The organism is Streptomyces sp. NPDC001508, assembly GCF_040298665.1.
GTDB lineage: Bacteria > Actinomycetota > Actinomycetes > Streptomycetales > Streptomycetaceae > Streptomyces.
In genome coordinates this window covers 85,474-111,545 of record NZ_JBEPAP010000015.1, presented here as the reverse complement: position 1 = coordinate 111,545, position 26,072 = coordinate 85,474, and the positions used below count along the sequence as shown (strand labels likewise).

Sequence of the window (26,072 nt, the reverse complement as noted above, 5' to 3'; positions counted from 1 at the left end):
CCAAGCACGGCATCAGACATGGCGCCGAGCACGGCACCGACCGCCGTACCGGCCGTCGCATCCGTCTCCGCTCGGCCCGCCGCGGGCGACCGCCGTCGCTGGTACGCGCTGGCGATCGTGATGACCGCGGCGTTCATGGACCTGGTCGACGTCACGATCGTCAACATCGCGATCCCGTCCATCCAGCGGGACGCCGGCGCCTCCTTCAGCCAGATCCAGTGGATAACCGCCGGTTACGCCCTCGCCTTCGCGGCCGGTCTGATCACCGGCGGACGCCTCGGTGACATCCACGGCCGCAAGCGGCTCTTCCTCGTCGGCATCGCCGGCTTCACGTTCGCGTCCGCGCTGTGCGGCTTCGCCGTGAACCCGGAGATGCTGGTCGCCTCCCGCATCCTCCAGGGCGCGATGGCGGCGCTGATGGTGCCGCAGGTCCTGTCGATCGTGCACGCCACCTTCCCGGCGCACGAACGCGGCAAGGTCTTCGGGCTCTTCGGCGCGATCGTCGGGCTGGGCGCCGTGTCCGGGCCGCTGCTCGGCGCGCTGCTGACCGAGTGGAACCTGTTCGGTCTGGAGTGGCGGCCCATCTTTCTGATCAATCTGCCGGTGGGTGTCGTGGCCTTCCTGCTGGGGCGGCGGTTCATCACGGAGTCACGCGCCCCGCGGGCCCTCAAACTGGACCTGGTCGGCGTCGCGCTGGTCACCCTGGGCCTGCTGATGCTGCTCTACCCGCTCACCCGCGGGCGTGAGCTGGGCTGGCCGCTGTGGGGTCATGCGTCGATGGCCGGCGCGCTCGTCGTCTTCGCGGCGCTGGTGGCCTACGAACGGCGCAAGGGCGCACGGGACGGCTCGCCGCTGGTCGAACTGTCGCTGTTCCGGGTGAAGAGCTTCGCGGCGGGCATCGCGGTGCAGACCGTGTTCGGGATCGCGCTCGGCGTCTTCTTCCTGGTGTGGACGCTGTATATGCAGACGGGCCTGGGCTGGAGCCCGCTGCGGGCCGGGCTGACCGGCGTGCCCTTCTCGATCGCCGTCTCCACCGCGGCCGGTCTCTCGGTGCAGAAGCTGGTGCCGCGCTTCGGCCGCGGGGTGCTCCAGGCGGGCGCGCTGGTGATGGGGCTCGGCGTGCTGCTCTATCTCGCGGAGTCGCAGCGGTACGGCCTCGGCATCGCCCCCTGGCAGATGGCGCTGCCGCTGGTGGTCATGGGCGTCGGCATGGGTCTGATCGTCGCCCCGCTGACGGACGCCGTCCTGTCCGAGGTGCCGCGCGAGCACGCCGGTTCGGCCTCCGGTCTGATCAACACCGTCCAGCAGATGGGCAACGCGCTCGGCCTCGGGCTGGTGTCGGTGGTGTTCTTCGGGGTGATCGACGACGGACTGACCCCCGCCCAGGTGGGCCCGGCCTTCGTGAACGCCTTCCAGCATGCGCTGGGCTGGGTGGCCGCCGTCCTGGGCGTCATCTTCCTGCTGATGTTCGCGCTGCCGCGGCGGCCGGCGCAGCACGTGGAAGGGGCCGAGACGGATCTCCCGGCGACGAAGGAGCCAGAACCGGCCCGGTGAACGCCGCCCACGGGCGACCCCCGCCACCCAGGACCCGGCGCCCGAGGCACCGGGTCCTTCGCACGCCACAACCACCCCTTCAAGCCCACGCCCCCGACCCCCACACCCACAAGCACGCACGCACCACGCCCGACGCCCGGCCCGCACCCTCGGGTTTCGGCCACCGTGTCCACGCCTGGCACCACGTCCGGCCCGCGGCCCCCACATCCGGCGCGCGGCCACCACCCTCGGGGCTCGGCCCCCGAGTCCACGTCCGGCACCAAGCCCGGCCTGCGGCCACTACGTCCGGCGCGCGGCTACCACTCTCGGGTTTCGGCCCCCGAGTCCACGTCCGGCACCAAGCCCGACGCCCGGCCACCACGTCCACGCCTGGCACCACGTCCGAAGCACCCGCCGGGCCTGGGGCATCCGCCGAGCCTGGGGGCGTGCGCTGAGTCGGGTGTGCGCTGAGTCGGAAGCGTGGGCTGAGTCGGGCCCCTGACCGAGTCGGGTCCGGGCCTGCGCCGAGTCCGGTGTGCCTGCCGGGTCCGGGGCGCGCGACGACTCCGGGCTCGACCCCCACCTCCGGTGTGCCCGCCAAACGCAGGGCGCCCGCCGAGTCGGGGCGTGCCAGGATGCGCGAGGGCTGCGCCGAGTTCGGGCTCGGCCGCCACGTCCGGCACGCCCGCCAAGCCGAGGGCGCCCGCCAAGTCGTCGGGTGTGCCTGCCGGTCTGGTGCGCCCGCCGGCCCTGGGGCGTGCGCCGAGTTCGGGGTGCCCGCCAAGTCCGGGGCGCCTGTCGAGTCTGGGGCGTGCGCCAATGTCGGAGCGCCCGCTGAGTCGGTGCGCCCGCCGCGTCTGGGGTGTGCGCGAGTCCCGAGCGTTTGCCGGGGCTGGGGCGTGCGCCAGGTCCGGGCTCGGCAGCCACGTTCGGCATGCCTGCCAGGTCTGGTGGGCCCGCCCAGTCGGGGGCGTGCCCGGATACGGGGCCTGCGCCAAGCCCGGTGCGCCCGCCGCGTCCGGGGCGTGCGCCGAGTCTGGAGCGCCCCCGGGCCCGGAGTGCCTGCCGAGGCCGGGCGCCCGCCGGGACCGGGGCGTGCGCCGAGTTCGGGCTCGGCCGCCACGTCCGGCACGCCCGCCAAGCCGAGGGCGCCCGCCAAGTCGTCGGGTGTGCCTGCCAAGTCTGGTGCGCCCGCCGGGTCCGGGTCTGCGCCGAGTCCGGTGTGCCTGCCGCGTCCGGGGCGTGCGCCGAGTCTGGAGCGCCCCCGGGCCCGGAGTGCCTGCCGAGGTCGGGCGCCCGCCAAGCCCGCGGCGCCTGGCGAGTCTGGGGTGTGCGCCAAGTTCGTAGCCCCTGCCGGGTTCGGGTCTGCGTTGCGTTCGGGGGCGTGTGTGGGTGCGGAAGTCTGTTCATGCCCGTTTGGGGTTTGAATCTGTTTACTATCCAGGGATCCGGACGTAGCCTTCAGGGCGAAACAACATGTTCGGGCAAGGTTCGGAGGCACGTGGGCATGTACGCACCGGAGCGGCAGCAGGAGATCCTGCGGCTGGCCCGTGAGGGCGGCCGAGTCGACGTGGTGTCGCTGGCCGAGGAGTTCCAGGTCACCGCGGAGACGATCCGCCGCGACCTGAAGGCCCTCGACCGGGCCGGCCTGCTGCGCAGGGTGCACGGCGGCGCCATCCCGGCCGGGCGCCTCGACTTCGAGCCGGACCTCACCGAGCGCGAGTCGACGGCCGCCGACGAGAAGGACCGCATCGCCAAGGCGGCCCTCGCCGAACTGCCGGCCGAGGGCACGCTGATCCTCGACGCCGGCACCACGGTGGCCCGGCTCGCCGCGGCCATCCCACTGGAGGCACAGCTCACGGTCGTCACGCACAGCCTGCCGATCGCGGCGCGCCTCGCCGACCATCCGGGCATCCAGCTCCATCTGGTCGGCGGGCGGGTCCGGCACCGTACCCGGGCCGCCGTGGACGCCTGGGCGCTGCGCGCCTACGGCGAGATCCGCGCCGACCTGCTGTTCGTCGCCGCCAACGGCTTCTCCACCGAGCACGGTCTGACCACCCCCGACCTCGCGGAGGCGGCGGTCAAGCGCACGGCGGTCGCCGCGGCCCGCCGCGTGGTCCTGCTCGCCGACTCCGCCAAGCACGGCCAGGAACACTTCGCCCGCTTCGGCGACCTGGGCGACGTGGACCTGCTGATCACCGACAGCGGGCTGAGCCCCGAGGACGCCGCCGCCATCGAGCGCGGCGGTACGGAAGTAGTGCGCGCATGATCCTCACCGTCACCCCCAACCCGTCCCTCGACCGCACCTACGAGGTCCCCGCGCTGGAGCGCGGCGAGGTCATCCGTGCCACCGGCGAGCGCATGGACCCCGGCGGCAAGGGCGTGAACGTCTCGCGCGCCGTGGCCGCCGCCGGACGCCGCACGGTCGCCGTGCTGCCCCTGGGCGGGGCACCGGGCGCGCTCGTCGCTGAACTGCTGGACGCGCAGGGCATCGAGGTCGCCCCGGTCCCGGTCGCCGGGGCCACCCGCTCGAACATCGCCCTCGCGGAGGCCGACGGGGTGCTCACGAAGATCAACGCACCCGGTCCCGAGCTGTCCGCGGCCGAGCAGGAACTGCTGCTGGAGACGGTGCGCGGGCAGTCCCGGCACGCGGACTGGATCGCCTGCTGCGGCAGCCTGCCGCGCGGACTCGCACCCGCCTGGTACGCCGACCTGGTCGCGCGGGCGCACGCCGTCGGCGCACGCATCGCGCTGGACACCTCCGGTCCGGCCCTGCTGGCGGCGCTGCGCGAGCGCCCGGACGTCGTGAAGCCGAACGCCGAGGAACTGGCGGAGGCCGTGGGACGCCCCCTGGCGACGGTCGGCGACGCGGTGAAGGCGGCCGAGGAACTGCGCGAGAGGGGCGCGCGGGCCGTGCTCGCGAGCCTCGGCGCCGACGGGCAGCTGCTCGTGGACGGTACGGGCGCCTGGTTCGGCAGCGCCCGCGTGGACGTCGTACGCAGCAATGTCGGCGCCGGTGACGCGTCCCTGGCCGGTTTCCTGATCGCGGGCGGCAGCGGCCCCGAGGCGCTGGCCTCCGCCGTCGCGCACGGCGCGGCGGCCGTCCAGCTGCCCGGCAGCGTGATGCCGACACCGGCCGACCTGGACCCGGCGGCGGTGACCCTCACGGAACGGCCCCCGACGGACCGCGAACTCATGGAGCCGGTGTGATGAGCGGCCGTACGACCCCCGCGCCGACCCACGCCCGCGAACCGGTCCGGAGCCGGCCCGGCGCTTCATCACCGACCGCGCCCACCCTCACCGCCCCCCACACCACCGCCGTCTCCGCCACCCTCGTCTCCACCTCTGCCGTCTCCGCCACCCTCGTCTCCACCTCTGCCGTCTCCGCCACCCTCGTCTCCACCTCTGCCGTCTCCACCACCCCCGTCCCCACCTCTGCCGTCTCCGCCACCCTCGTCTCCACCTCTGCCGTCTCCACCACCCCCGTCCCCACCTCTCCCGTCCACCCGACTCCCCGGGCGATACGCGAGCGAAGGAGCCCGCGATGAGCGACATGATCACCGCGGACCTGGTCGATCTCGACCTGTCCGCCGACACCAAGGAAGCGGCGGCACGCGCCCTCGCCGAGCGCATGGTGGCCCTGGGCCGGGTGACCGACCTGGAGGGCTTCCTCGCCGACGTGGCCGCCCGTGAGGCGCAGATGCCGACCGGCTTGGACGGCGGTATCGGCATCCCGCACTGCCGCAGCGAGCATGTCACCGAGCCGACGCTGGCCTTCGGGCGCAGCGCCGCCGGGATCGACTTCGGTGCGGCGGACGGTCCGGCCGACCTGATCTTCCTGATCGCGGCGCCGGCCGGTGCCGACGACGCCCACCTCACGATCCTGTCGTCGCTGGCCCGGCAACTGATGAACACCGAGTTCACGTCCGCGCTGCGGTCGGCGGCCGACCCGCGGACGGCGGCGGCGCTGATCCGCGGTGACAAGCTGCCGACGGCCGAGCCGACGCGGGCCGCGGAGGACACCGACGGGGTGACCGAGGCCGCCCGCGGCGCCGCCGCCGGTGGCGCGCACGGCTCCGAGGACACCGCTGTGGCGCCGCCGGCGGCCTCCGCCGGCGCCACAGCGGGCAGCACGGGCAGTGCGGTTGACCAGGACGCTCCCGCGTCGAACGCGTCGAACGCGTCGAACGCGTCGGACCAGGCCGCCGCGGACGGGGCTTCCGGCGTGGCGGGGCGACCGTTCCGGATCGTCGCCGTCACCTCCTGTCCGACCGGCATCGCCCACACCTACATGGCCGCCGAGTCGCTGGAGAACGCGGGCCGTGGGGCGGGCGTCGAGGTCGTCGTCGAGACACAGGGCTCGGCCGGTTTCACCCGGCTCGACCCGGCCGTGATCGCGGCGGCCGACGCCGTGATCTTCGCGCACGATGTGCCGGTCCGTGACAAGGACCGCTTCGCCGGCAAGCCGACCGTCGACGTCGGAGTGAAGGCGGGCATCAACCGCCCCGGTGAGCTGATCGCCGAGGTCCGTGACAAGGCCGAACGCGGCGAGGTGACGGCCGCCGCCGAGCCGGGCGGCACCCCGGTCGAGCGCTCCGGCGACTCCACCGAGGGCTACGCCACCAGGCTCCGCAAGTGGCTGATGTCCGGCGTCAGTTACATGGTCCCCTTCGTCGCCGCGGGCGGCCTGCTCATCGCCCTCGGCTTCGCGATCGGCGGCTACAAGATCAACAAGGCGCCCTCGGTCATGGACCACTTCGTGTGGACCCAGGCCGACAGCTGGGGCGCGCTGCTGTTCCAGATCGGCGGTGTGGCCTTCGGCTTCCTGGTCCCGGTGCTGGCCGGCTATATCGCCTACGGCATGGCGGACCGTCCCGGTCTCGTCCCCGGCTTCGTCGGCGGCTCCATCTCGCTGACCATCAACGCCGGCTTCCTCGGCGGCCTGGCGGCCGGTCTGATCGCCGGTGGCGTGGTGCTGGCGATCCAGAAGGTCCGGATCCCCACGGCGCTGCGCGGCATCATGCCGGTGGTGGTGATCCCGCTGATCTCCTCGGCGATCGTCGGATTCCTGATGTTCGTCGTGATCGGCAAGCCCATCGCCTCGGCGCAGAAGGGCATGACGGACTGGCTCAACGGCCTCAGCGGCGCCAACGCCGTCCTGCTGGGCGGCCTGCTCGGCCTGATGATGTGCTTCGACCTCGGCGGCCCGGTCAACAAGGTCGCCTACACCTTCGCCACGGCCGGCATCGCGGTCGCGAGCCCCAGCGACTCCGCCATGAAGATCATGGCCGCGGTGATGGCGGCCGGCATGGTGCCGCCGCTGGCGATGGCCCTGGCCACGACCGTGCGCGGCAGGCTCTTCACACCGACCGAGCGCGAGAACGGCAAGGCCGCCTGGGTGCTGGGCGCCTCCTTCATCTCGGAGGGCGCGATCCCGTTCGCGGCGGCGGACCCGCTGCGCGTCATCCCGTCCTCGATGGTCGGCGGCGCCGTCACCGGCGCCCTGTCGATGGCCTTCGGCGCCACCCTGCGCGCCCCGCACGGCGGCATCTTCGTGGTCCCGCTGATCGGCAACCCGCTGCTCTACCTGGTCGCCATCGCGGCCGGCGTGTGCGTCACGACGGCGCTGGTCGTCCTCCTCAAGGGGATGCGCAGGCCGGCCCCGGCGGGCACCGCGGAACCGGCCGCGAACCCGTCCACGGCACCGGCGCAGACGAAGCAGACGGTGGCCGCGTAGGCGCCGACGCGCCTACCTGTTTGGGGTGTTGTGAGTGATTCACGGCACCTGCGAGATAGATCACTGTCCGGGCCGTAAGGTCCGGACCGTGGTGTCTACTGGAGCGCATGCCTGATGACGTCTCGATCCTCGCGATGCTGGGCCTGACCCTGCTGGTCCTGGCAGCGGTCGCCTGGACGGCCGTGCTGGTGCTCTTGGTGCGCCGGGCCCGCTCCGGGGGCGCCGCCGAGCGTTCGGGCCACGCCCTGTCCGGGCTTCCGCGCCAGCGTCAGGCGGCCCCCCATCTGGAGGCCGTCGAACTCACCCCGGCGGAACAGGACGCGTTCGCGGGCCTGGTACGGCGGCTCGGCCGACGCTGACGAGCGCCGCGCGGCGCACCGGCCCGCCGGGCCCGGGCGCTCTCAGGCCCGGCGGGCCGCCCGGCGCTCCATGGCGGCGCGGGCCGCGTCCTGTGTGGCGTACACCTCGCACATGTGCCGTCTGTCGGGTGTCGCCGTGTGCTCGACCTCCCACAGGGACAGTTCACTGCCGTCGCACAGCAGGAACGCGTGCTCGTACAGCGCGTAGCCGAGTCTTGCCCCGTCGGCCCGCCCCGGGCGGCCGAAGGCCTGGGAGATCTGGTGCGCGAACGCCGTCGTGAGCAGCGCGGCCGTCTCCCGGTCCGGCCGGTCCGCGTTCTCCGCGCGGCGCAGCAGCCGGCGCGCATGGTCCGCGGAGTCGTCCGGGAGGTATGCGTGCCGCGGTGCCGGGACCGGCGGCAGCTGGACCAGCACCGGCAGCGCGAAGTCCGGGTCCTCCGACGGCAGCGGCAGCCGGGCGGTGGCGACGTGCAGCTCCTCTTCGTCCGCGTACACCTCGTGCTGGGGCTCGCTGCCGGGCGCGGTGTTGTGCACCAGCTCCCAGAGCGTGACCGCGGAGCCGTCCGTGAGCAGCCAGGTGTGCCGGTACGTCTCCCGGTGCAGGCCGGCGCTGTGGTGGGCGGAGTGCAGCGAACTGTCGTGCGCCAGCGCGCAGTCGAGCCGCTGTATCGCCTCGTCGGGCAGTTCGAAGGAGTTCAGGGCGCGGCCGAGGAGCCGCGCGAGGTGCTCCTCCGGAGACTCGGGCGACTCGGCGGCTTCGTACGCTGCCGTCTCGTACGGAACGCTCAAGGCTTCTCCCGGCGTTGCTGCATGTCACCTTGTGGGTGCATACCGTAGCCCCTCGACCGGGCATCATGCCCGGGAACCGAGAAAACGTACGCCACGAAAACGCGGGGGCGGCCGGGTAAGTTCCCGTGCAGCCCGATGTCCCGTCAAAAACCGCCGGTCGGAGGGCACTTGCCGCTCGGGTGGCGCCGCCCGCGATCCGCCGGCCCGCCGGCATGTTCCAGCCGCTGAGCCCGTCCTCGGGGCGGACGGTACGGTACGGCAGGCTCCACGGCACCGCGCCCTGCGCCCGCCCCGCGCCGGGCCGCCTACCGGGTGCCGTACAACTCCTCGTACGACGGCCATGCCCCGCCCGCTCCGGCCACCGGCTCCGCGGCCCGCAGAGCCTTCACGATTGCCCGCGTCACCATGTCGGCTCCGGCCGCGAGGATCTCGTTGAGCGCGAGCGGGTTCCCGGCGTCGAGCGGACGTTCCCCCGTGGCCAGCGCGAAGACCGTGTCCCCGTCGTTGAGCAGATGCACCGGCCGAACGGCCCGCGCGATGCCGTCGTGAGCGGTCCCCGCCACCTTCTGCGCCTGCGCCTTCGAGAGGTCCGCGTCGGTGGCGACCACGGCCAGCGTGGTGTTGAGCGGCGGCGCCTGGTTCCGCGCGGCGGCCTCGGCCAGGCGCCGGCCGGCGGCCTCGTGAACGCGCGCCTCCGGATACCTCACCCGCCCCTGGAACAACTCCCCGTAGAGCACACCCGTCCGCGGATCCAGCGCCGACCCCGCGGCGTTGGCCACCACCAGCGCGGCCACCGTGATCCCCGAGCCGAGGACCGTGCTCGCGGTGCCGACCCCGCCCTTGAGCTGCCCCACCACGGCGCCCGTACCCGCGCCCACGCACCCCTCGGGGACCGGCGCGCCAGGGGCGCTCGCCGCGGCGTCCTCGACCGCGGCGCGCCCCGTGGCAGCGTCCGGGCGCGCCCGGAAGTCGCCGCCCCGCCCGAGGTCGAAGACACAGGCGGCGGGCACCACCGGCACGACGTGTGCGGGGTCCGCCCCGACCCGCACTCCGCGCCCGCGTTCCTCCAGCCAGGCCATCACCCCGGACGCCGCGTCGAGGCCGTACGCGCTGCCGCCGGTGAGCACGACCGCCTCGACCGTGCGCACCAGGTTGCGAGGGTCCAGGGCGTCGGTCTCCTTGGTGCCGGGCCCGCCGCCCCGCACGTCCACGGCGGCCACGGCACCGCCCTCGGGGGCGAGGACGACCGTGGTCCCGGTGAGCTGTCCACCACCGGTGCGGGTCGCGTGACCCACCCGCAGCCCGGCGACGTCCGTCAATGCGTCAACTGTCATGCCGGCCAGTCTCCTACCGGAGACGAGCCCCCAGGACGCCGAGGTTACGGGCGGGCACGCTTGGGGGTTGTGGGACGGTGCGGATACGGGCGGGCGGCCGGGCAGATGGCGCCGGGCAGGGTGCCGGGCAGGGCATGCCGGCCGGTGGCTGCCTGGGGTGGCCGAGGGTCATACCCGGTACGTGCTGGGCTGGTCGGCGGGTGCGGCTGGGCCGCCGCCGGGCGTTGGCTGGGCCGGGTGCTCGGCCGGGTGCGGCCGGGTGTCGTTGCTCGGGGCAGGTGCGGCCGGGCCGGGGAGGGAGCTTGGTTCGCCGGGGTCGGGCGGCGGACGTGGCCCATGGCGTCAGGCAGTGGACGTAGCCCATGGCGTCAGATGCTGGACATAGCCCATGGCGTCAGATGCTGGACGTGGCTTGCGGGGGCGGGCAGTGGACGTGGCTCGCGGGGTCAGGCGGGGGAGGTGGCCTGTCTTGCCTTCCTTCCGGGTCCGTGTGGTGTGGCGCGGGCTGTCAGGGCGACTTCTGTCGTCACCGCCAAGGCGGCCACGATGCCCGCCGCGAGCACCGCCCAGTGGCTCAGGAAGGTGCAGCAGATCACCAGCAACGCCGTTATCGGCAGCACCAGTTGCTGGCCGATGCCCGCCTTGAAGTGGCGGGCGTGCAGGGCCCATACCGTCAGCAGGTACAGCGCCGTGGGCAGGGTGACGGCCGCCGAGGCGGACAGGGTCGACAGATGCGCCTTGCCCACCGCCTCCTCGACCGCAACTTCCAGTCCGGCGCCGATCGCGGCCGCCGAGGCGAGGATCACATAGTGGCCGTAGCCCCACAGGAACGCCTCTCTGCTGGAGCGCAGATGCCCGTGGATGGGCACCGCGAAGTAGATCCACCAGGCCGAGAAGACGATCAACAGGCCGCCGGCCGCGATCGGCAGGAGCGTGCTGAGGGCGCCGTGCTCGGCCCCGGCGGACTTCACGGCGACCGTGGCCGCGGCGATCGTCTCGCCGAGCACGATGATCGTGAACAGCCCGTACCGCTCGGCGATGTGATGCGGATGCCAGGTGGTGCTGTGGTGCCGCTCCGCGTACAGCGGCACGCACAGTTCCGCGATCACCATCACCAGGAACACCCAGGGGCGCGCGGGCGTCGGCAGCACCACCAGGCCGAGCCAGCCGACCTGGCAGAGCAGCACGCCGCCGGCGTATCTGAGGGCCGTGGTCCGCTCGGCGCCCTCCGCGGTGCTCGCGGCCCGCAGCCATTGCGCGACCATCGCCAGCCGCATGATCACGTAGCCGACCCAGACCGCGAGGTATTCATGATGCTCGAACGCCCGTGAGATCCCCGAGGCCAGGACCAGGACGCCGGCGATCTGGACGAGGGTGACGACGCGGTAGAGCGCATCGTCGTTGTCGTACGCCGAGGCGAACCAGGAGAAGTTCATCCAGGCCCACCAGATGGAGAAGAACAGCATCGCGTAGTTCAGGATGCCGTTGCCCGCGTGGCCCTCCGCCACCGCGTGCACCAGCTCGACGCCCGCCTGTGCGACGGCCACGACGAAACACAGATCGAAGAGGAGTTCGAGCGGCGTGGCGACGCGGTGCGGCTCACCGCGTCCACGGGCGGTGAGCCGGCGCAGTGGACGGGGTGGCTGCGGCACACCCGCGGAGGCGGGCGGCGGAGTGGAACTGGGCGTCATGCCTCTCAGCACAGCAGAAAACCTCACCGAAATCTTGTGGGCCAGTTCACCTGCGGGCACGGGTCCGGGGAACGGAGGGCCGGGCCCGTACCCTTGAGGCATGACCACCGCCCCCGCCCCCGAGCCGCGCGACCCCAGGGCCGCGCTCGTCTTCGACGACCCGCTCACCCAGCAGTCCTCGGACGACACGGACCGCGGCTGGGGCGAGACCGGTGACGCCGACGCCGCCGCCGACCTGAAGCGCTTCCTCGACGAGAAGCCCCCGCACCACCTGTGATGCGGACCCCGCGGGGCCGCTATCGCCCGTCGGGGCCCGAGGCGCGCTGTGCGACCAACGCGTCGCGGATCTCCTTGAGCACCTCCAGCTCGGTCACCTCGATGACCTCCCGCGTGCCCTCCCTGGCCTTCCTGCGGGCCTCCACCCGGGCCAGATACCTCGCCATGGGCAGCACCATCAGGAAGTAGACCACCGCGGCGGTGATCACGAAGCTCAGCGTGGCGCCGAGGACCGAGCCCCACATCAGCTGGATGCCGTCGGTGCCCGTGCACGACGAGCTGAGGCACGAGCTGTAGTGGTCGAGGTTCTGTGTGCCGATCGCCCCGACCAGCGGGTTGATGATCCCCTTCACCACCGAGTTGACGATGTTCGTGAAGGCGGCGCCGATGACCACCGCGACCGCCAGATCGACGACGTTGCCGCGCATCAGGAAGGCCTTGAAGCCCTGCCAGACGCTCGGTTCCTTCTTCTCGCTCACCTCGGGGACTCTCCTCGTGCGCACAGGGTGTGGAACAAAGCGCTCCGCAACCTACGGCACGATACGGCCATCCTGTCGAATTTCTTCCCTCGAACGAGCGACTTGACAGCGTGTCGTCAAGGCAATGTGTGCGCTGGTTCAGCACAGCGTCACCGCCAGCCGTGCCGTCGCGCTCGCCCCGACGAGGCGGGCCGCCGTGTCACGCGGCACCAGGAGCACGACGAGCGCCCCGCTCTCCGCGGCGCCGTCCAGGGGCTCCGGCAGTCTTGTCACCCGCGCCCCGCGCGCGAGCACGCGGGCCTCGCCGCCCGTGGCGGGATCCTGTGCGGCGACGACGTCGACCCGGTCACCGGGCCGCAGCAGCCGGACGGTGGCGGCATCGGCGATCCGTACCGGCGCCGTCACCGTCTCGACCGCGTCGGGCCGTCGTACGGGCTCGACCGCGGGGTGGCCGCGGGCCCGCTCGGTGCGGTGCGGATCCGTCGTGGCGCGCGGCCCGGCCGCCACGAGCGCGGCGGCGGTGACCGCGATGCCGGCCGCGACGGCGCGCCCGCGGTGCCGGACCAGCCGTTGCAGTCCGTACCGCCCGCCGCGCACCCGCACCGGCGGGAACTGAGGGATCTCGCAGGTGGCCGGCGCGTCGGTGCCCAGCGGGCGCGGGACGGGAAGCGGAGGCGGCAACGACGACGCGGGAGAGGGTGTGGGGAATGGCGGGGGAGAAGAAGCAGAGGAGGGAGGGGAAGGAGGGGAGGGAGGGGAAGGAGGGGACGGCTGGGAGAAGTGCGGGGGAGAGACGGACATGAGGACCACCACCTGCGGCGCGGAATCGGCTTGCGATGCCACGATGACGCCTCGCGCCGCCGCTCGCCGGAGCCGGTGGAAGACGGCCGGCCTGTGGACAACTCGCCCACCCGAACGTGAAGTTCCGGCTACGGCGACCCCACCCCGCACGCCTGCCGCAGTCCGCCCCCGCAACCGCCTACGGCAGTTCGAACCCCGGATCCATCCCACCCAGCGCGCCGGCGCACAGGCAGTCCCGTGCCGCGGTGTCCGGCAGCGCCGCCACCGCGTCGAACAGCACGCCCTGCAGCCGGTCCACATTGGCCGCGAACACCCGCAGCACCTCGTCATGCGAGACGCCCTCGCCGGTCTCCGCGCCCGCGTCGAGGTCGGTCACCAGCGTCAACGACGTGTAGCACAGCTCCAGTTCGCGGGCGAGCGCCGCCTCGGGGTGGCCGGTCATGCCCACCACCGACCAGCCCTGCGCCTGGTGCCACAGTGACTCGGCGCGGGTGGAGAACCGCGGGCCCTCCACCACGACCAGCGTGCCGCCGTCCACCGGCTCCCAGTCCCGGCCGCGGGCGGCTTTCAGCGCGGCGGCCCGCCCGGTGGGGCAGTAGGGGTCGGCCAGGGAGACATGCACCACGTTCGGCACGGTGCCGTCGGGCAGCGGCAGCCCGTCGAAGTACGTCTGTGCCCGCGACTTCGTGCGGTCCACGAACTGGTCCGGGACGAGCAGGGTGCCGGGCCCGTACTCGGGCCGCAGGCCGCCCACCGCGCACGGGCCGAGGACCTGGCGCACACCCACCGACCGCAGGGCCCAGAGATTGGCCCGGTAGTTGATGCGGTGGGGCGGCAGATGGTGGCCGCGGCCGTGCCGGGGCAGGAAGGCGACGCTCCGGCCGGCGATCTCGCCGAGGAAGAGGGAGTCACTGGGCGCGCCGTAGGGTGTGTCCACCTGGATCTCGGCCACGTCGTCGAGGAACGAGTAGAAGCCCGAGCCGCCTATTACGCCGATCTCTGCGTTCGCCATGACGAGCACACTAGCTCGCGGTGAAAACGCCGGGGAAGCGGCGCCGACCAGGGACGCCGAAGACCCCACCGCCGGGGGGCGGCGGGGTCTCGTGGGAGGAGTCTCAGGCGGCGGAGCTGCCGGTGGAGCTCGACGCGGACGCGGCCGACGAGGAGGACGCCGACGAAGACGACGACTTCGGGGAAGCCGACGACTTGGTGTCGGAGGAGGAGTCCGAGGAGCCGGACGCGGCGGGCTTGGCGCCGGGGCTGCTGCTCGAAGAGGAGCCGCGGCTGTCGTTCCGGTAGAAGCCCGAGCCCTTGAAGACAATGCCGACCGCCGAGAACACCTTCTTCAGGCGGCCACCGCAGTTGGGGCACTCGGTCAGGGCGTCGTCGGTGAATTTCTGCACCGCCTCAAGTCCCTCGCCGCACTCGGTGCACTGATACTGATAGGTGGGCACTGTCTTCCTCCTGGCACTCTCAGTCGTTGAGTGCTAACGACGGTCCATAGTGACGTATTCCCGTCGATCAGTCCACCGCGACCGGCGAGCGGTGACCGACGCCACGCGCGACGGTACGGTGCCGGGACGGCGGAACCAGCCGGGAACGCAGTGCCAGCAGGGTGACCAGGGCCAGCACGGTGCCGCCCAGCGGCACCAGGAATCCGGCGCCGTCCCACAGGCGGTCCTCCAGCTGACCGGCGACGGTGACCGCGGTCGCCTGGCCGAGCGCGACCGCGCCGGTCAGCCAGGTGAAGGCCTCGGTGCGGGCGCCGACCGCGACCAGGTCCTCCACCAGGGTGTAGCCGGTGATCAGGGCGGGCGCGATGCACATGCCGACCAGCAGGCCGAACCCGGCGAGCAGGAGCGCCGAATGGGCGGTCCACAGGGCGGCCGCGGTCAGTGCGAGGGCCGTGTAGCCGATCACGAGGCGGCGCTGCGGTGTGGCCTTCCAGGCGAGGGCGCCGCACACGACGCCGGAGAGCATGTTGCCCGCCGCGAAGGTGCCGTACAGGACGCCGTTCAGCCCGGGTTCGCCGATGGACTCGCTGAACGCGGCGAGCGAGACCTGCATGCCGCCGAAGACCGAGCCGATGCCGAGGAACGTCACGATCAGCACGCGCACACCGGGGACGAGCAGCGCGGACGCCTGCCGTACGCGCGCGTGGCCGCTCTTGGAAACCGGCGGCTGGGTGCTGCGGCGCGCGGCGAACAGCAGACCGCCGATGAGTGTCAGCGCGGCCTCCGTGACGAGGCCCGCGGCCGGGTCGACCGTCGTGCACAGGGCCGTGGCCAGCAGCGGGCCGACGACGAAGGTCAGCTCGTCCGTGACGGACTCGAAGGCGGCGGCGGTGGCCATCAGCGGGGAGCCCTGGAGTTTCGCGCCCCAGCGGGCGCGCACCATGGGGCCGATCTGCGGCACCGAGGCGCCGGTCGGCACGGCCGCCGCGAACAGGACCCACAGGGGTGCGTGCGCCAGGGCGAGCGCCGTCAGGGACAGGCCCGACAGCGCGTGCACCAGGACGCCGGGGACCAGCACGGCCCGCTGGCCGTAGCGGTCGGCGAGGCGCCCGCTGTAGGGGGCGAACAGCGCCATGGAGACGCCGGTGACGGCCGCGACGCCGCCCGCGGCACCGTACGAGCCGGTGGTGTGCCGCACGAGCAGCACGATGGAGAGGGTGAGCATCGCGAACGGCTGGCGCGCCGCGAAGCCGGGGAGCAGGAACGTCCAGGCGCCGCGCGTGCGCAGCAGTTGTCCGTATCCCGGGCGGGACGGTGTCGCCGGGTTCTCCGACGGCTCGGTGGTGACCGTGGACGCCACGGCCCGTGCCTTTCTGCCGCCTGGTAGCGCGACCCTTGCCGGGCCGTTCACCTCCGGAGCGCGCTCCTTCGGTTCACGCGCCTCGCGGGGCGCCGAGAGCTGTCCTCTTGCGCGGAACTGCGGTAGATGCCGACGCCCACACCTCGGGGCGTCCGGCCGCCATACGGTCGCGCCAGCTCTGCGTCAGACAGAGTTGGTTCGATCAGGGGTGCCTTCACCATACAGGGGTCGAGGGGGCGCACACCTGTGAAAGCGGGCACCACAAGGCACGTTCGCCTGGCATTGAGGAAGGTGTGAACCGTACGAAACGCGCCCTTAACGCACGCCCACCCCCTTCACGAGCACTCGGCTTCACGAGCACTCGGCACCCTTGGCGCCCCTCACCCCCTTGGCGCCCCCTCACCCCCCTTGGCGCCCCCTCACCCCCCTTGGCGCACCCTCACCCCCCTCGGCGCGCGCTCAGCGTCCCGCCTCCGCGCCGTTCGTGCCCAGCCATCCGGCGAGCTTGCCGCCCTGGGCGACCGCGCGCAGCCGGCGTTCCGCGGCGTCGCGGACGGGGTCGATGGTGACCACGAGCAGTTCGTCCCCGTGCCGCAGCACGGTCGTCGGCATCGGTACGAACGATTTCCCCTCGCGCACGACCAGGGTGACCCCGGCGCCGGCCGGCAGGCGCAGCTCGCCCACCTCGACGCCGTGCATCCGGGAACCCTCGGGGATCTCGAAGGACAGCAGATGCCCGCGCAGCCGCTCCAGGGGCGCCGATTCGATGCCGAGGTCGGCCGCCTCCGTTCCGTCGCCGAGCTTCAGTATGCGCGCGAGCCAGGGCAGCGTCGGCCCCTGGACCAGGGTGAAGACGACGACCAGGACGAAGACGAGGTTGAAGATGCGGCGGCTGCCCGCGACGCCGTTCACCATGGGGATCGTCGCCAGGATGATGGGCACGGCGCCGCGCAGCCCGGCCCAGGACATCAGGACCTGTTCCCGCCACGGCACCCGGAACGGCGCCAGGCTGAGCACCACGCTCAGTGGACGCGCGACCATGGTCAGCGCCAGGCCGATGACCAGGGCCGGCAGGAAGTCGTCGCCCAGGTCGTGCGGTGTGACCAGCAGTCCGAGCAGGACGAACATGCCGATCTGGGCGATCCAGCCGAGCCCTTCGGCGAAGCCGCGCGTGGCGGGCCAGTGGGGCAGCTTGGCGTTGCCGAGCACCATCGAGGCCAGATAGACCGCGAGGAAGCCGCTGCCGTGCGCCAGGGCGCCGGCCGCATAGGCGGTGACCGCGATCGCCATCACGGCGATCGGGTAGAGACCCGAGGCGGGCAGTGCCACGTGCCTGAGGCCCCAGGCGCCGAGCCAGCCCACCGCGAGCCCTATGGCCGCGCCGATGGCCAGCTCTAGGAGTATCTCGCCCAGCAGCACGTACCAGTGCTCGATCGGTCCCGCGGTGGAGAAGGCGATGACCAGGATGACCACTGGGGCGTCGTTGAAGCCCGACTCCGCCTCCAGTGTGCCCGTCACGCGCGCGGGGAGGGGGATTCTGCGCAGCACCGAGAAGACGGCCGCCGCGTCCGTCGAGGACACCACCGCCCCGATGATGAGGGCCTGCCGCCATTCCAGCCCGACCAGAAAGTGCGCGGCCGACGCCGTCACCCCGACGCTCACCGCGACGCCGCCCAGGGCCAGCGTGGAGGCCGCGGTCAGCGAGGGTCTGATCTCCTTCCACTTGGTGCCAAGACCGCCCTCGGCCAGGATCACGACCAGGGCCGCGTACCCGATGACCTGGGTCAGCTCGGTATCGCTGAAGTGGATCTTCGCGATGCCGTCCTGGCCCATGAGGATGCCGATCCCCAGGTAGACGAGCAGGCTGGGCAGCCCGCTGCGCGAAGAGATCCGGACCGCCGCCACGGCGATCAGCAGGACCAGGGAGCAGACGAGCAGGAGCTGGTTGAGGTGGTCGACAGTCAGCAGCGCATCCCTTCACCGGCTCGCGCGCGGGAGGCGCGACGCTCATGTACACGATCGAGGCTGCGGTACTCCGCACCCAACTACTTCATTACCTTACCTAACTCTTGACGCTTTCTTGACGCTGGGCAAGGCAAGATCGAACGTCCGTCCGCGTTGGTTCCCGACTCCGGGTCAAGTGCCGCACGGCCCTGCGCCTATGGTTGCTCCAGCGCTCATTCAAAGTCACAGCCCGACCTGCCGCTCGCGTTAGGACAGCAAGGACAGCGATGCCCCCCAACACCACCGCCACAGCGGCTGCCCGACCCGGCAAGTCCGGCAGGAAGAAGGGGCGCAGAGCCCGACTGATCGTGCTGGTGCTCGTCCTGGCCATCGTCGGCGGCGTCGCCTACGGGGCGTACTGGTCGATCAGCACCGTGCGCGCGTCCTTCCCGCAGACCACGGGGTCGATCACGCTCGACGGCCTGTCCGGACCGGTCGATGTGAAGCGGGACGGCTATGGCATCCCGCAGGTCTATGCCTCCTCCGACGAGGACCTGTTCATGGCGCAGGGCTACGTCCAGGCGCAGGACCGGTTCTACGAGATGGATGTGCGCCGCCACATGACGTCCGGGCGGCTGTCCGAGATGTTCGGCAAGGGCCAGGTCAAGAACGACGAGTTCCTGCGCACCCTGGGCTGGGACCGGGTGGCCGAGAAGGAGTACGACACCAAGCTGTCGGACTCCACGAAGAAGTACCTCCAGGCGTACGCCAAGGGTGTCAACGCCTACCTGGAGGGCAAGGACGGCAAGGACATCTCCCTGGAGTACGCGGCCCTCGGGTTCACCAACGACTACAAGCCCGAGAAGTGGACTCCGGTCGACTCCGTCTCCTGGCTCAAGGCGATGGCCTGGGATCTGCGCGGCAACATGCAGGACGAGATCGACCGCGCCCTGATGACCAGCCGCCTCGGCCCGCAGCAGATCAAGGACCTTTACCCGGAGTACCCCTACAGCCGCAACAAGGCGATCGTCCAGGAAGGCCAGTACGACGAGCTGACCCAGGCGTTCGAGCAGGGCGGCGGCACGAGCGGCACACAGGGCTCCACAGGCACGGGAACGGGCACCAGCACAGGAACGGGCGCGGGGACAGGAACGGGCACGACCGGCTCCACGGGTACGAACGGTTCGACCGGTACCTCCACGGCCGGATCGGGCCTCACAAGCCAGCTGTCGGGCCTCTACAACGTCCTGGACGACCTCCCCGCGGCCGTCGGCGTGAACGGCCAGGGCATCGGCTCCAACTCCTGGGTCGTGTCCGGCAAGTACACGATCACCGGCAAGCCACTGCTCGCCAACGACCCGCATCTGTCAGCCTCGCTGCCGTCGGTCTGGTACCAGATGGGCCTGCACTGCCGCACCGTCTCCGCCAAGTGCCAGTACGACGTGACCGGTTACACCTTCGCCGGCATGCCCGGCGTGATCATCGGCCACAACGGCGACATCGCCTGGGGCATGACCAACTCCGGTGTCGACGTCACCGACCTCTACCTGGAGAAGCTGACCGGCAGCGGCTACCTGTACGACGGCAAGGTCAGGCCCTTCACCACCCGCGAGGAGACCATCAAGGTCGCCGGCGGCAAGTCCAAGAAGATCGTCGTCCGTGAGACCAACAACGGGCCGCTGCTCTCGGACCGCGACGACGAACTGGTCAAGGTCGGCAGGAAGGCCACCGTCGACACCGCCGCCCCCGACCGCGGCGACGGCTACGGCATCGCCCTGAAGTGGACCGCCCTGGAGGCGGGCACCTCCATGGACGCCGTCTTCGCCATGGACCGGGCCGCGAACTGGGACGACTTCCGGTCCGCCGCCGCGCTGTTCGACGTGCCCTCGCAGAACCTGATCTACGCCGACACCCAGGGCCACATCGGCTACACGCTGCCCGGGAAGATCCCCACGCGCGCGGAGGGCGTCGACGGCTCCGTCCCGGCGCCGGGCTGGGACTCCAAGTACGCCTGGACCGGGTACATCAAGCAGGACGAACTGCCCTACGAGTTCGAGCCCGCGCGCGGCTACATCGTCACCGCCAACCAGGCAGTCGTCGACCAGGACAAGTACCACTACACGCTCACCGCCGACTGGGGCTACGGCACCCGCAGCCAGCGGATCACCGACCTGATCGAGTCCAAGATCAAGGGCGGCGGCAAGATCTCGACCGATGACATGCGCCAGATGCAGCTCGACAACAGCAGTGAGATCGCCAAGCTGCTCGTGCCTAAGCTGCTGAAGATCCATGTGAAGGACAAGGACGTCCGCGAGGCGCAGCGGCTGCTGGAGGGCTGGGACTACACCCAGGACGCCGATTCCGCGGCGGCGGCCTACTTCAACGCGGTCTGGCGCAACATCATCAAGCTCGCCTTCGGCAACAAGCTGCCCAAGGAGCTGCGCGTCAAGGGCCAGTGCCTGTGGGTCGCCAAGACCGACAGCACCGGTCCGGTGGACGACGACACCAAGGTGCGCGAGTGCGGCGAGCGGGACGCCGACCAGGCGCAGCCGGACGGCGGCGACCGCTGGTTCGAGGTGGTGCGCACCCTCATGGACAAGCCGGACAGCGACTGGTGGAAGACGCCGGCCTCCAGGACCGGCAACCGGCCCGAGGCGAACAACCGCGACGAGCTGTTCCGCCGCGCCATGATCGACGCGCGCTGGGAGCTGACCTCCAAGCTCGGCAAGGACATCGACACCTGGAGCTGGGGCCGGCTGCACCGGCTGTTCCTGAAGAACCAGACCCTGGGCACCGAGGGCCCCGGCGCCCTCCAGTACGTCCTCAACCGCGGCCCCTGGAAGCTCAGCGGCGGCGAGGCGACGGTCAACGCGACCGGCTGGAACGCCGCCGGCGGCTACGGGGTGGAGTGGGTGCCGTCCATGCGGATGGTGGTTAACCTCGACGACCTCGACAAGTCGAAGTGGATCAACCTCACGGGTGCGTCGGGGCACGCCTACAGCGCCCACTACACCGACCAGACCGACAAGTGGGCCAACGGCGAACTGCTGCCCTGGTCGTTCTCCGGTGCCGCGGTCGACAAGAGCACGAGCGACACCCTGGTGCTCAAGCCGTGACCCGCTGACAGCCGACCCGAAGGGGCCCTCCACGCGCGCGTGGAGGGCCCCTTTGCTCTGCGTTCCGGGGTGGCCGGGCCGTTCGCCCTGTCCCCCAAAGCCGCCGTCAGACGCCTGTGAACCGGCGCACGCCCGACGGTGTCACGACGGCGTGCACGGGCCGGTCGTGCGGCTGTGCCGGGAGGCGCTCGACGACCTCCGTGTCGTACAGGAGCACCACGAGGGCGGGGTGCGCGTCCGCGCGTTCCAGACGGGTCAGCACACGGTCGTAGGAGCCTCCGCCGCGGCCCAGGCGCGTTCCGCGCGCGTCCACCGCGAGCCCGGGCAGCAGCACCACGTCGGCACGTGTCACGGCGTCCGGACCCAGCCGGTCACCCGCGGGCTCGAACAGCGCCATCCGCCCGCCGTGCTGCACGCGCGCGAGGGAGCCCTGCCCGGCGTACGCGCCCCAGTCCAGATCGTGGTCCGGCAGCAGTGCGGGCAGCAGGACGCGGACGCCCCGCGCGTGCAGCGCGTCCAGCAGCGCCAGGGTGCCCGGCTCGCCGTCGACGGAGACGTACGCCGCCACCGTGTGCGCCCGGGCCAGCTCGGGCAGTTCCAGCGCGCGTTCGGCCAGCGCGGCGCCGGCCTCCCTGACGTCATCCGCCGTCAACCTGTTCCTCACCGTGAGGAACTCTCGCCGCAACGTGCGCTTGTCAGGCTCGGCCGGACGTCCTGCGTGATCCACGGTTCGTTCTCGCATCCTTCTTAATGTGCTCATATGAGAGCGAATTAACCGGAGCCACAGTTTCCGCACAAAGGCACCGGATAGGGTTGCGGGCATGACTGAGTCGCACCCCAGGATCAGCAAGGCTGTCATTCCCGCAGCAGGCCTCGGCACCCGGTTCCTGCCGGCCACGAAGGCCACTCCCAAGGAGATGCTGCCGGTCGTGGACAAGCCGGCGATCCAGTACGTGGTCGAGGAGGCCGTGTCGGCGGGGCTCGACGACGTCCTCATGATCACGGGACGCAACAAGCGCCCGCTGGAGGACCACTTCGACCGCAACTACGAACTGGAGTCGGCCCTGGAGAAGAAGGGCGACGCCGAACGGCTCGCCAAGGTCCAGGAGTCCAGCGACCTCGCGACGATGCACTACGTGCGCCAGGGCGACCCCCGGGGCCTCGGTCACGCCGTGCTGTGCGCCGCTCCGCACGTCGGCCACGAGCCCTTCGCGGTGCTCCTCGGCGACGACCTGATCGACCCGCGCGACCCGCTGCTGCAGCGCATGATCGAGGTCCAGGAACGGCATGGCGGCAGCGTGATCGCGCTCATGGAGGTCGCGCCCGAGCAGATCCACCTCTACGGCTGCGCGGCCGTCGAGACCACCGAGGACGGCGACGTCGTCAAGGTCACCGGCCTGGTCGAGAAGCCGGACACGGCGGACGCGCCGTCGCACTATGCGGTGATCGGCCGCTACGTCCTCGACCCGCACGTCTTCGGCATACTGCGGCAGACCGAGCCGGGCCGCGGCGGCGAGATCCAGCTGACCGACGCCCTCCAGCAACTCGCCCAGGACGAGAAGGTCGGCGGCCCCGTGCACGGCGTCGTCTTCAAGGGCCGCCGCTACGACACCGGCGACCGTGGCGACTACCTGCGTGCCATTGTCAGACTCGCATGCGAACGTGAAGACCTGGGCCCGGACTTCCGGACCTGGCTTCGCAGTTACGTAGCCGAGGAGATGTAGCGAGTTGAGCAGCGCCGCGACCCGCCCCGCCGACCCGGACCACCTGTGGACGGTGGACGAGCACCTGGAGGACGTCCTCACCACCGTCCGCCCCCTGGAGCCCATCGAACTGCAACTCCTCGACGCCCAGGGCTGTGTCCTCGTCGAGGATGTCACGGTGCCGGTCTCGCTGCCGCCGTTCGACAACAGTTCCATGGACGGGTACGCGGTGCGGGTCACGGACATCGCGGGCGCGAGCGAGGAGTTCCCGGCCGTCCTGGAGGTCGTCGGGGACGTCGCGGCCGGCGCGGCCGATCCGGTCCGGGTCGGCCCCGGCCAGGCCGCCCGCATCATGACCGGCGCCCCGCTGCCGCCCGGCGCGGAGGCCGTCGTCCCCGTGGAGTGGACCGACGGTGGTCTCGGCGAGGGCCCGGTGACCGGGATGCGCGCCCGCAGCCTGGCCCCGGAGGGCGCCACCGGGCATGTGCGCGTGCACCGCTCCGCCGAGCCACGCGCGCACGTGCGCGCCGAGGGCAGCGATGTGCGGGCCGGCGACCGCGCCCTCGCGGTCGGCACGGTCCTCGGCCCGTCGCAGATCGCGCTGCTGGCCGCCATCGGCCGCGGCACCGTACGCGTCCGCCCGCGCCCGCGCGTGGTCGTCCTGTCCACCGGCAGCGAACTCGTCCAGCCCGACGAACCGCTCGGCGGCGGCCAGATCTACGACTCCAACAGCTTCGCCCTCACCGCCGCCGCCCGCGACGCCGGCGCCATCGCCTACCGGGTGGGCGCCGTCGCCGACGACGCCGAGACGCTGCGCTCCGCGATCGAGGACCAACTGGTCCGCGCCGACCTGCTGGTCACCACGGGCGGCGTCAGCGTCGGGGCGTACGACGTCGTCAAGGAGGCGCTGTCGGACGTCGGTGACGCGGACGAGGCGGGCGGCGGCGTCGAGTTCCGCAAGCTGGCCATGCAGCCCGGCAAGCCCCAGGGCTTCGGCACCATCGGCCCCGACCACACGCCGCTGCTGGCCCTGCCCGGCAACCCCGTGTCGTCGTACGTCTCCTTCGAGGTGTTCGTCCGCCCCGCCATCCGCACCCTCATGGGGCTGACCGACGTCCACCGGCCCCGGATCCGGGCGACCCTCACGGCGGACGCGGCGCTCAGCTCTCCCGCGGGCCGCAGACAGTTCCTCCGGGGCACCTACGCCGACGGCAAGGTGACACCGGTGGGCGGCGCCGGATCCCACCTGGTCGCCGCCCTGGCGCACGCCGACGCGCTGATCGTCCTCCCCGAGGACGCGGAGTCCGTCGAACCCGGCTCCGAGGTCGAGGTGATCCCTCTCGGCTGAGCGGGCCCGGCACCCCGCCGGCGCTCGGCCCGGACGATCCCGTGACCGCCCCGGTCCCGCCCGGCCGGGCGGCCCAGGGACCACCTCGGTCCCACCCGGCGGGGCGGCCCACGGGCCCCCTCGGTCCCACCAGGCCCGATCGCCTCCATGACCACCTGTGTACCGCCCGGCCGGGCGGCCCCGGGACCCGGTCCTGCTCCGGTGCGCGCACCGAGTTGGCGGTACCGTGTCGCGCACGACACACCCGTGCGCCGCACCGCGCCGGGTCCCGACCGGGAGCGCCACACACCATGAGTACGCAGGACCGACTGACGCACATCGACGACGCGGGCGCGGCCCGTATGGTCGACGTATCCGGGAAGGATGTGACCGCGCGCACCGCCCGCGCCAGCGGCCGCGTCCTCGTCTCGCCCCGGGTGATCGAGCTGCTGCGCGGTGAGGGAGTCCCCAAGGGCGATGCCCTGGCCACCGCGCGCATCGCGGGCATCATGGGCGCCAAACGCACCCCGGACCTGATCCCGCTGTGCCACCCGCTGTCGGTGTCCGGTGTGAAACTGGACCTGTCGGTCGCGGACGACGCCGTCGAGATCGTGGCCACCGTGAAGACGACGGACCGCACGGGCGTCGAGATGGAGGCCCTCACCGCGGTGTCCGTGGCCGCCCTCACCGTGATCGACATGGTCAAGGCGGTCGACAAGGGAGCGGTCATCACGGACGTGCGGGTGGAGGAGAAGACGGGCGGCAAGTCGGGCGACTGGAGCAGGTCGTGACCGCCGGGGCCTACCGCGCGCTGGTCGTCACGGCCTCCAACCGCGCCGCCGCCGGCGTCTACGAGGACAAGGGCGGCCCGCTGATCGCCGACGCCCTGAAGGACCTCGGCTTCGCCGTCGAGGGCCCGCAGGTGGTCCCCGACGGGGACCCGGTGGCCGCCGCCCTGCGCGCCGCGGTCGACGCGGGCTACGACATCGTCGTCACCACCGGGGGCACCGGCATCTCGCCCACCGACCGCACCCCCGAGGCCACCCGCGCGGTCATCGACTACGAGGTGCCGGGCATCGCGGAGGCCGTGCGGGCGTTCGGCCGCGCGAAGGTGCCGACCGCGGCGCTCTCCCGGGGACTGGCCGGAGTGGCGGGCCGGACCCTGATCGTCAACCTGCCCGGGTCAAGCGGCGGGGTGAAGGACGGTCTGGCCGTCCTTGAGCCGCTGCTCGTCCACGCCGTCGACCAGATCCGTGGCGGTGACCACCCCCGGCGGGAGGCGGCGCCCCCGCCGGCCGGCCACGGTCGTTCCAGACACGGGGGTGCGAGCTGAACAGCCCATCCTGGCCCGTGGTGCTGGCGGACGGCGATGTCGTCCTCCGGCCCATAAGGCTGCGCGACCAGCGGACCTGGCGCGAGGTGAACCGACGCAACCGGGACTGGCTGCGCCCCTGGGAGGCGACCATTCCGCCGCCCACGCCCAGCGGGCTGATCACCCACCGGCCGACCTACCGCCAGATGGTCCGGCATCTGCGCTCCGAGGCGAACGCGGGCCGGATGCTGCCCTTCGTCATCGAGTTCCAGGGGCGTCTGGTGGGGCAGTTGACGGTCGCCGGGATCACCTGGGGGTCCATGTGCTCGGGACACATCGGTTACTGGGTGGACGAGGCGGTGGCCGGCCGCGGAGTGATGCCGACGGCCGTGGCGCTCGTGGTGGACCACTGTTTCCGCACCGTCGGCCTGCACCGCATCGAGGTCTGCATTCGCCCCGAGAACCGGCCCAGCCGCCGGGTCGTGGAGAAACTCGGATTCCGTGACGAGGGGCTGCGGCCGCGTTATCTGCACATCGACGGTGCCTGGCGCGACCACCTCGTCTTCGCGCTCACGGCGGAAGAGGTGCCCGAAGGGTTGCTCGCTCGCTGGCAGCGGACGCGAGCCCGGCGCAGGACGGACGACGGGAGCGCGCCGAACGGCCCGAGCGCCCCGCGGAATCCGCAGAACACTCCGGGGAATCCCGCGTAGCCGGAAATTGAATGCATGTTCGAAATTGATCGGCGGATGACCGACTCCGGGCATTGAAATGGCGGCAACGGCGGTCCGCTGATCGCATCAGTCGCAAAAAAAGCTGGAAATATCAGCTAGATCGTGCGACACACCGGCCCAATTGGC

23 protein-coding genes are annotated in these 26,072 nt (G+C 72.1%); 13 read left to right on the top strand and 10 right to left on the bottom strand.

From position 1 onward, the window contains the following. Window positions 1-18: 18 nt before the first annotated feature. From ABT245_RS16760 to ABT245_RS16735, 6 genes are all read left to right on the top strand, one after another. On the top strand, window positions 19-1,554 hold the full coding sequence (locus ABT245_RS16760) for an MFS transporter (RefSeq protein WP_351734128.1): 1,536 nt from the start codon (window positions 19-21) through the stop codon (window positions 1,552-1,554). 1,486 nt (window positions 1,555-3,040) lie between these two features. Next, window positions 3,041-3,802, top strand: a complete 762-nt coding sequence (locus tag ABT245_RS16755; protein ID WP_351734198.1) for a DeoR/GlpR family DNA-binding transcription regulator — start codon at window positions 3,041-3,043, stop codon at window positions 3,800-3,802. Beyond that, window positions 3,799-4,743: a 1-phosphofructokinase gene (gene pfkB, locus ABT245_RS16750; RefSeq protein WP_351734126.1), complete on the top strand. Its 945-nt coding sequence runs from the start codon at window positions 3,799-3,801 to the stop codon at window positions 4,741-4,743. The genes ABT245_RS16755 and pfkB overlap by 4 nt, the downstream gene beginning before the upstream one ends. Further along, a complete protein-coding gene (locus ABT245_RS16745) occupies window positions 4,743-5,081 on the top strand; it encodes a hypothetical protein (RefSeq protein WP_351734124.1) in 339 nt (112 codons plus the stop codon). Before pfkB ends, ABT245_RS16745 begins: the two co-directional genes overlap by 1 nt. Further along, on the top strand, window positions 5,078-7,270 hold the full coding sequence (locus ABT245_RS16740) for a PTS fructose transporter subunit IIABC (protein WP_351734122.1): 2,193 nt from the start codon (window positions 5,078-5,080) through the stop codon (window positions 7,268-7,270). Before ABT245_RS16745 ends, ABT245_RS16740 begins: the two co-directional genes overlap by 4 nt. Window positions 7,271-7,377: 107 nt before the next feature. Next, window positions 7,378-7,629, top strand: a complete 252-nt coding sequence (locus ABT245_RS16735; protein WP_351734120.1) for a hypothetical protein — start codon at window positions 7,378-7,380, stop codon at window positions 7,627-7,629. A 42-nt stretch (window positions 7,630-7,671) separates the two neighbouring features. On the opposite strand, the gene ABT245_RS16730 is transcribed toward ABT245_RS16735, so the two are convergent. From ABT245_RS16730 to ABT245_RS16720, 3 genes are all read right to left on the bottom strand, one after another. After that, entirely contained in the window at window positions 7,672-8,418 is a 747-nt protein-coding gene (locus ABT245_RS16730) for a DUF6227 family protein (RefSeq protein WP_351734118.1), read from the bottom strand. A gap of 305 nt (window positions 8,419-8,723) precedes the next feature. Then, entirely contained in the window at window positions 8,724-9,752 is a 1,029-nt protein-coding gene (locus ABT245_RS16725; protein ID WP_351734116.1) for a P1 family peptidase, read from the bottom strand. Window positions 9,753-10,198: 446 nt separating this feature from the next. After that, a complete protein-coding gene (locus ABT245_RS16720) occupies window positions 10,199-11,443 on the bottom strand; it encodes a low temperature requirement protein A (protein ID WP_351734114.1) in 1,245 nt (414 codons plus the stop codon). Between the two features lie 100 nt (window positions 11,444-11,543). On the opposite strand from ABT245_RS16720, the gene ABT245_RS16715 reads away from it, so the two are divergent. Continuing rightward, complete coding sequence (locus tag ABT245_RS16715) at window positions 11,544-11,720, top strand: hypothetical protein (RefSeq protein WP_351734112.1); 177 nt, start codon at window positions 11,544-11,546, stop codon at window positions 11,718-11,720. A gap of 19 nt (window positions 11,721-11,739) precedes the next feature. Here the strand turns inward: ABT245_RS16715 and mscL are convergent, their stop codons facing one another. The 6 genes from mscL to ABT245_RS16685 all read right to left on the bottom strand — a co-directional run bounded on the left by mscL (window position 11,740) and on the right by ABT245_RS16685 (window position 17,781). Next, window positions 11,740-12,198, bottom strand: coding sequence for a large conductance mechanosensitive channel protein MscL (gene mscL, locus ABT245_RS16710; protein WP_351734110.1), 459 nt, complete (start codon window positions 12,196-12,198; stop codon window positions 11,740-11,742). Between the two features lie 138 nt (window positions 12,199-12,336). Next, on the bottom strand, window positions 12,337-12,879 hold the full coding sequence (locus tag ABT245_RS16705) for a CpaB family protein (protein WP_351734108.1): 543 nt from the start codon (window positions 12,877-12,879) through the stop codon (window positions 12,337-12,339). Window positions 12,880-13,177: 298 nt separating this feature from the next. Beyond that, window positions 13,178-14,011, bottom strand: a complete 834-nt coding sequence (locus tag ABT245_RS16700) for an S-methyl-5'-thioadenosine phosphorylase (RefSeq protein ID WP_351734106.1) — start codon at window positions 14,009-14,011, stop codon at window positions 13,178-13,180. Window positions 14,012-14,114: 103 nt separating this feature from the next. Next, the gene (locus ABT245_RS16695) at window positions 14,115-14,453 is read right to left on the bottom strand and encodes an FmdB family zinc ribbon protein (protein WP_351734104.1); all 339 of its coding nucleotides are present in this window, start codon (window positions 14,451-14,453) and stop codon (window positions 14,115-14,117) included. Between the two features lie 67 nt (window positions 14,454-14,520). Beyond that, entirely contained in the window at window positions 14,521-15,813 is a 1,293-nt protein-coding gene (locus ABT245_RS16690; protein WP_351734102.1) for an MFS transporter, read from the bottom strand. A gap of 459 nt (window positions 15,814-16,272) precedes the next feature. Further along, window positions 16,273-17,781 (bottom strand): potassium/proton antiporter, encoded by a 1,509-nt coding sequence (locus ABT245_RS16685; RefSeq protein ID WP_351734196.1) that lies wholly within the window; start codon window positions 17,779-17,781, stop codon window positions 16,273-16,275. 263 nt (window positions 17,782-18,044) lie between these two features. Between ABT245_RS16685 and ABT245_RS16680 the strand changes: the two genes are divergently transcribed. Then, complete coding sequence (locus tag ABT245_RS16680; RefSeq protein ID WP_351734100.1) at window positions 18,045-20,873, top strand: penicillin acylase family protein; 2,829 nt, start codon at window positions 18,045-18,047, stop codon at window positions 20,871-20,873. A gap of 106 nt (window positions 20,874-20,979) precedes the next feature. Here the strand turns inward: ABT245_RS16680 and ABT245_RS16675 are convergent, their stop codons facing one another. Beyond that, window positions 20,980-21,615, bottom strand: a complete 636-nt coding sequence (locus ABT245_RS16675) for a 5-formyltetrahydrofolate cyclo-ligase (RefSeq protein WP_351734098.1) — start codon at window positions 21,613-21,615, stop codon at window positions 20,980-20,982. A gap of 79 nt (window positions 21,616-21,694) precedes the next feature. Here ABT245_RS16675 and galU point away from each other — a divergent pair, with 79 nt between their 5' ends. From galU to ABT245_RS16650, 5 genes are all read left to right on the top strand, one after another. After that, complete coding sequence (gene galU, locus ABT245_RS16670; RefSeq protein ID WP_351734096.1) at window positions 21,695-22,597, top strand: UTP--glucose-1-phosphate uridylyltransferase GalU; 903 nt, start codon at window positions 21,695-21,697, stop codon at window positions 22,595-22,597. A gap of 4 nt (window positions 22,598-22,601) precedes the next feature. Then, on the top strand, window positions 22,602-23,924 hold the full coding sequence (gene glp, locus ABT245_RS16665; RefSeq protein ID WP_351734094.1) for a molybdotransferase-like divisome protein Glp: 1,323 nt from the start codon (window positions 22,602-22,604) through the stop codon (window positions 23,922-23,924). A gap of 290 nt (window positions 23,925-24,214) precedes the next feature. Next, a complete protein-coding gene (moaC, locus tag ABT245_RS16660; protein ID WP_351734092.1) occupies window positions 24,215-24,694 on the top strand; it encodes a cyclic pyranopterin monophosphate synthase MoaC in 480 nt (159 codons plus the stop codon). Beyond that, window positions 24,691-25,236, top strand: a complete 546-nt coding sequence (locus ABT245_RS16655; protein ID WP_351734090.1) for a MogA/MoaB family molybdenum cofactor biosynthesis protein — start codon at window positions 24,691-24,693, stop codon at window positions 25,234-25,236. Before moaC ends, ABT245_RS16655 begins: the two co-directional genes overlap by 4 nt. Window positions 25,237-25,253: 17 nt before the next feature. Continuing rightward, a complete protein-coding gene (locus tag ABT245_RS16650; protein WP_351734088.1) occupies window positions 25,254-25,925 on the top strand; it encodes a GNAT family N-acetyltransferase in 672 nt (223 codons plus the stop codon). The last annotated feature ends 147 nt before the right edge of the window (window positions 25,926-26,072 follow it).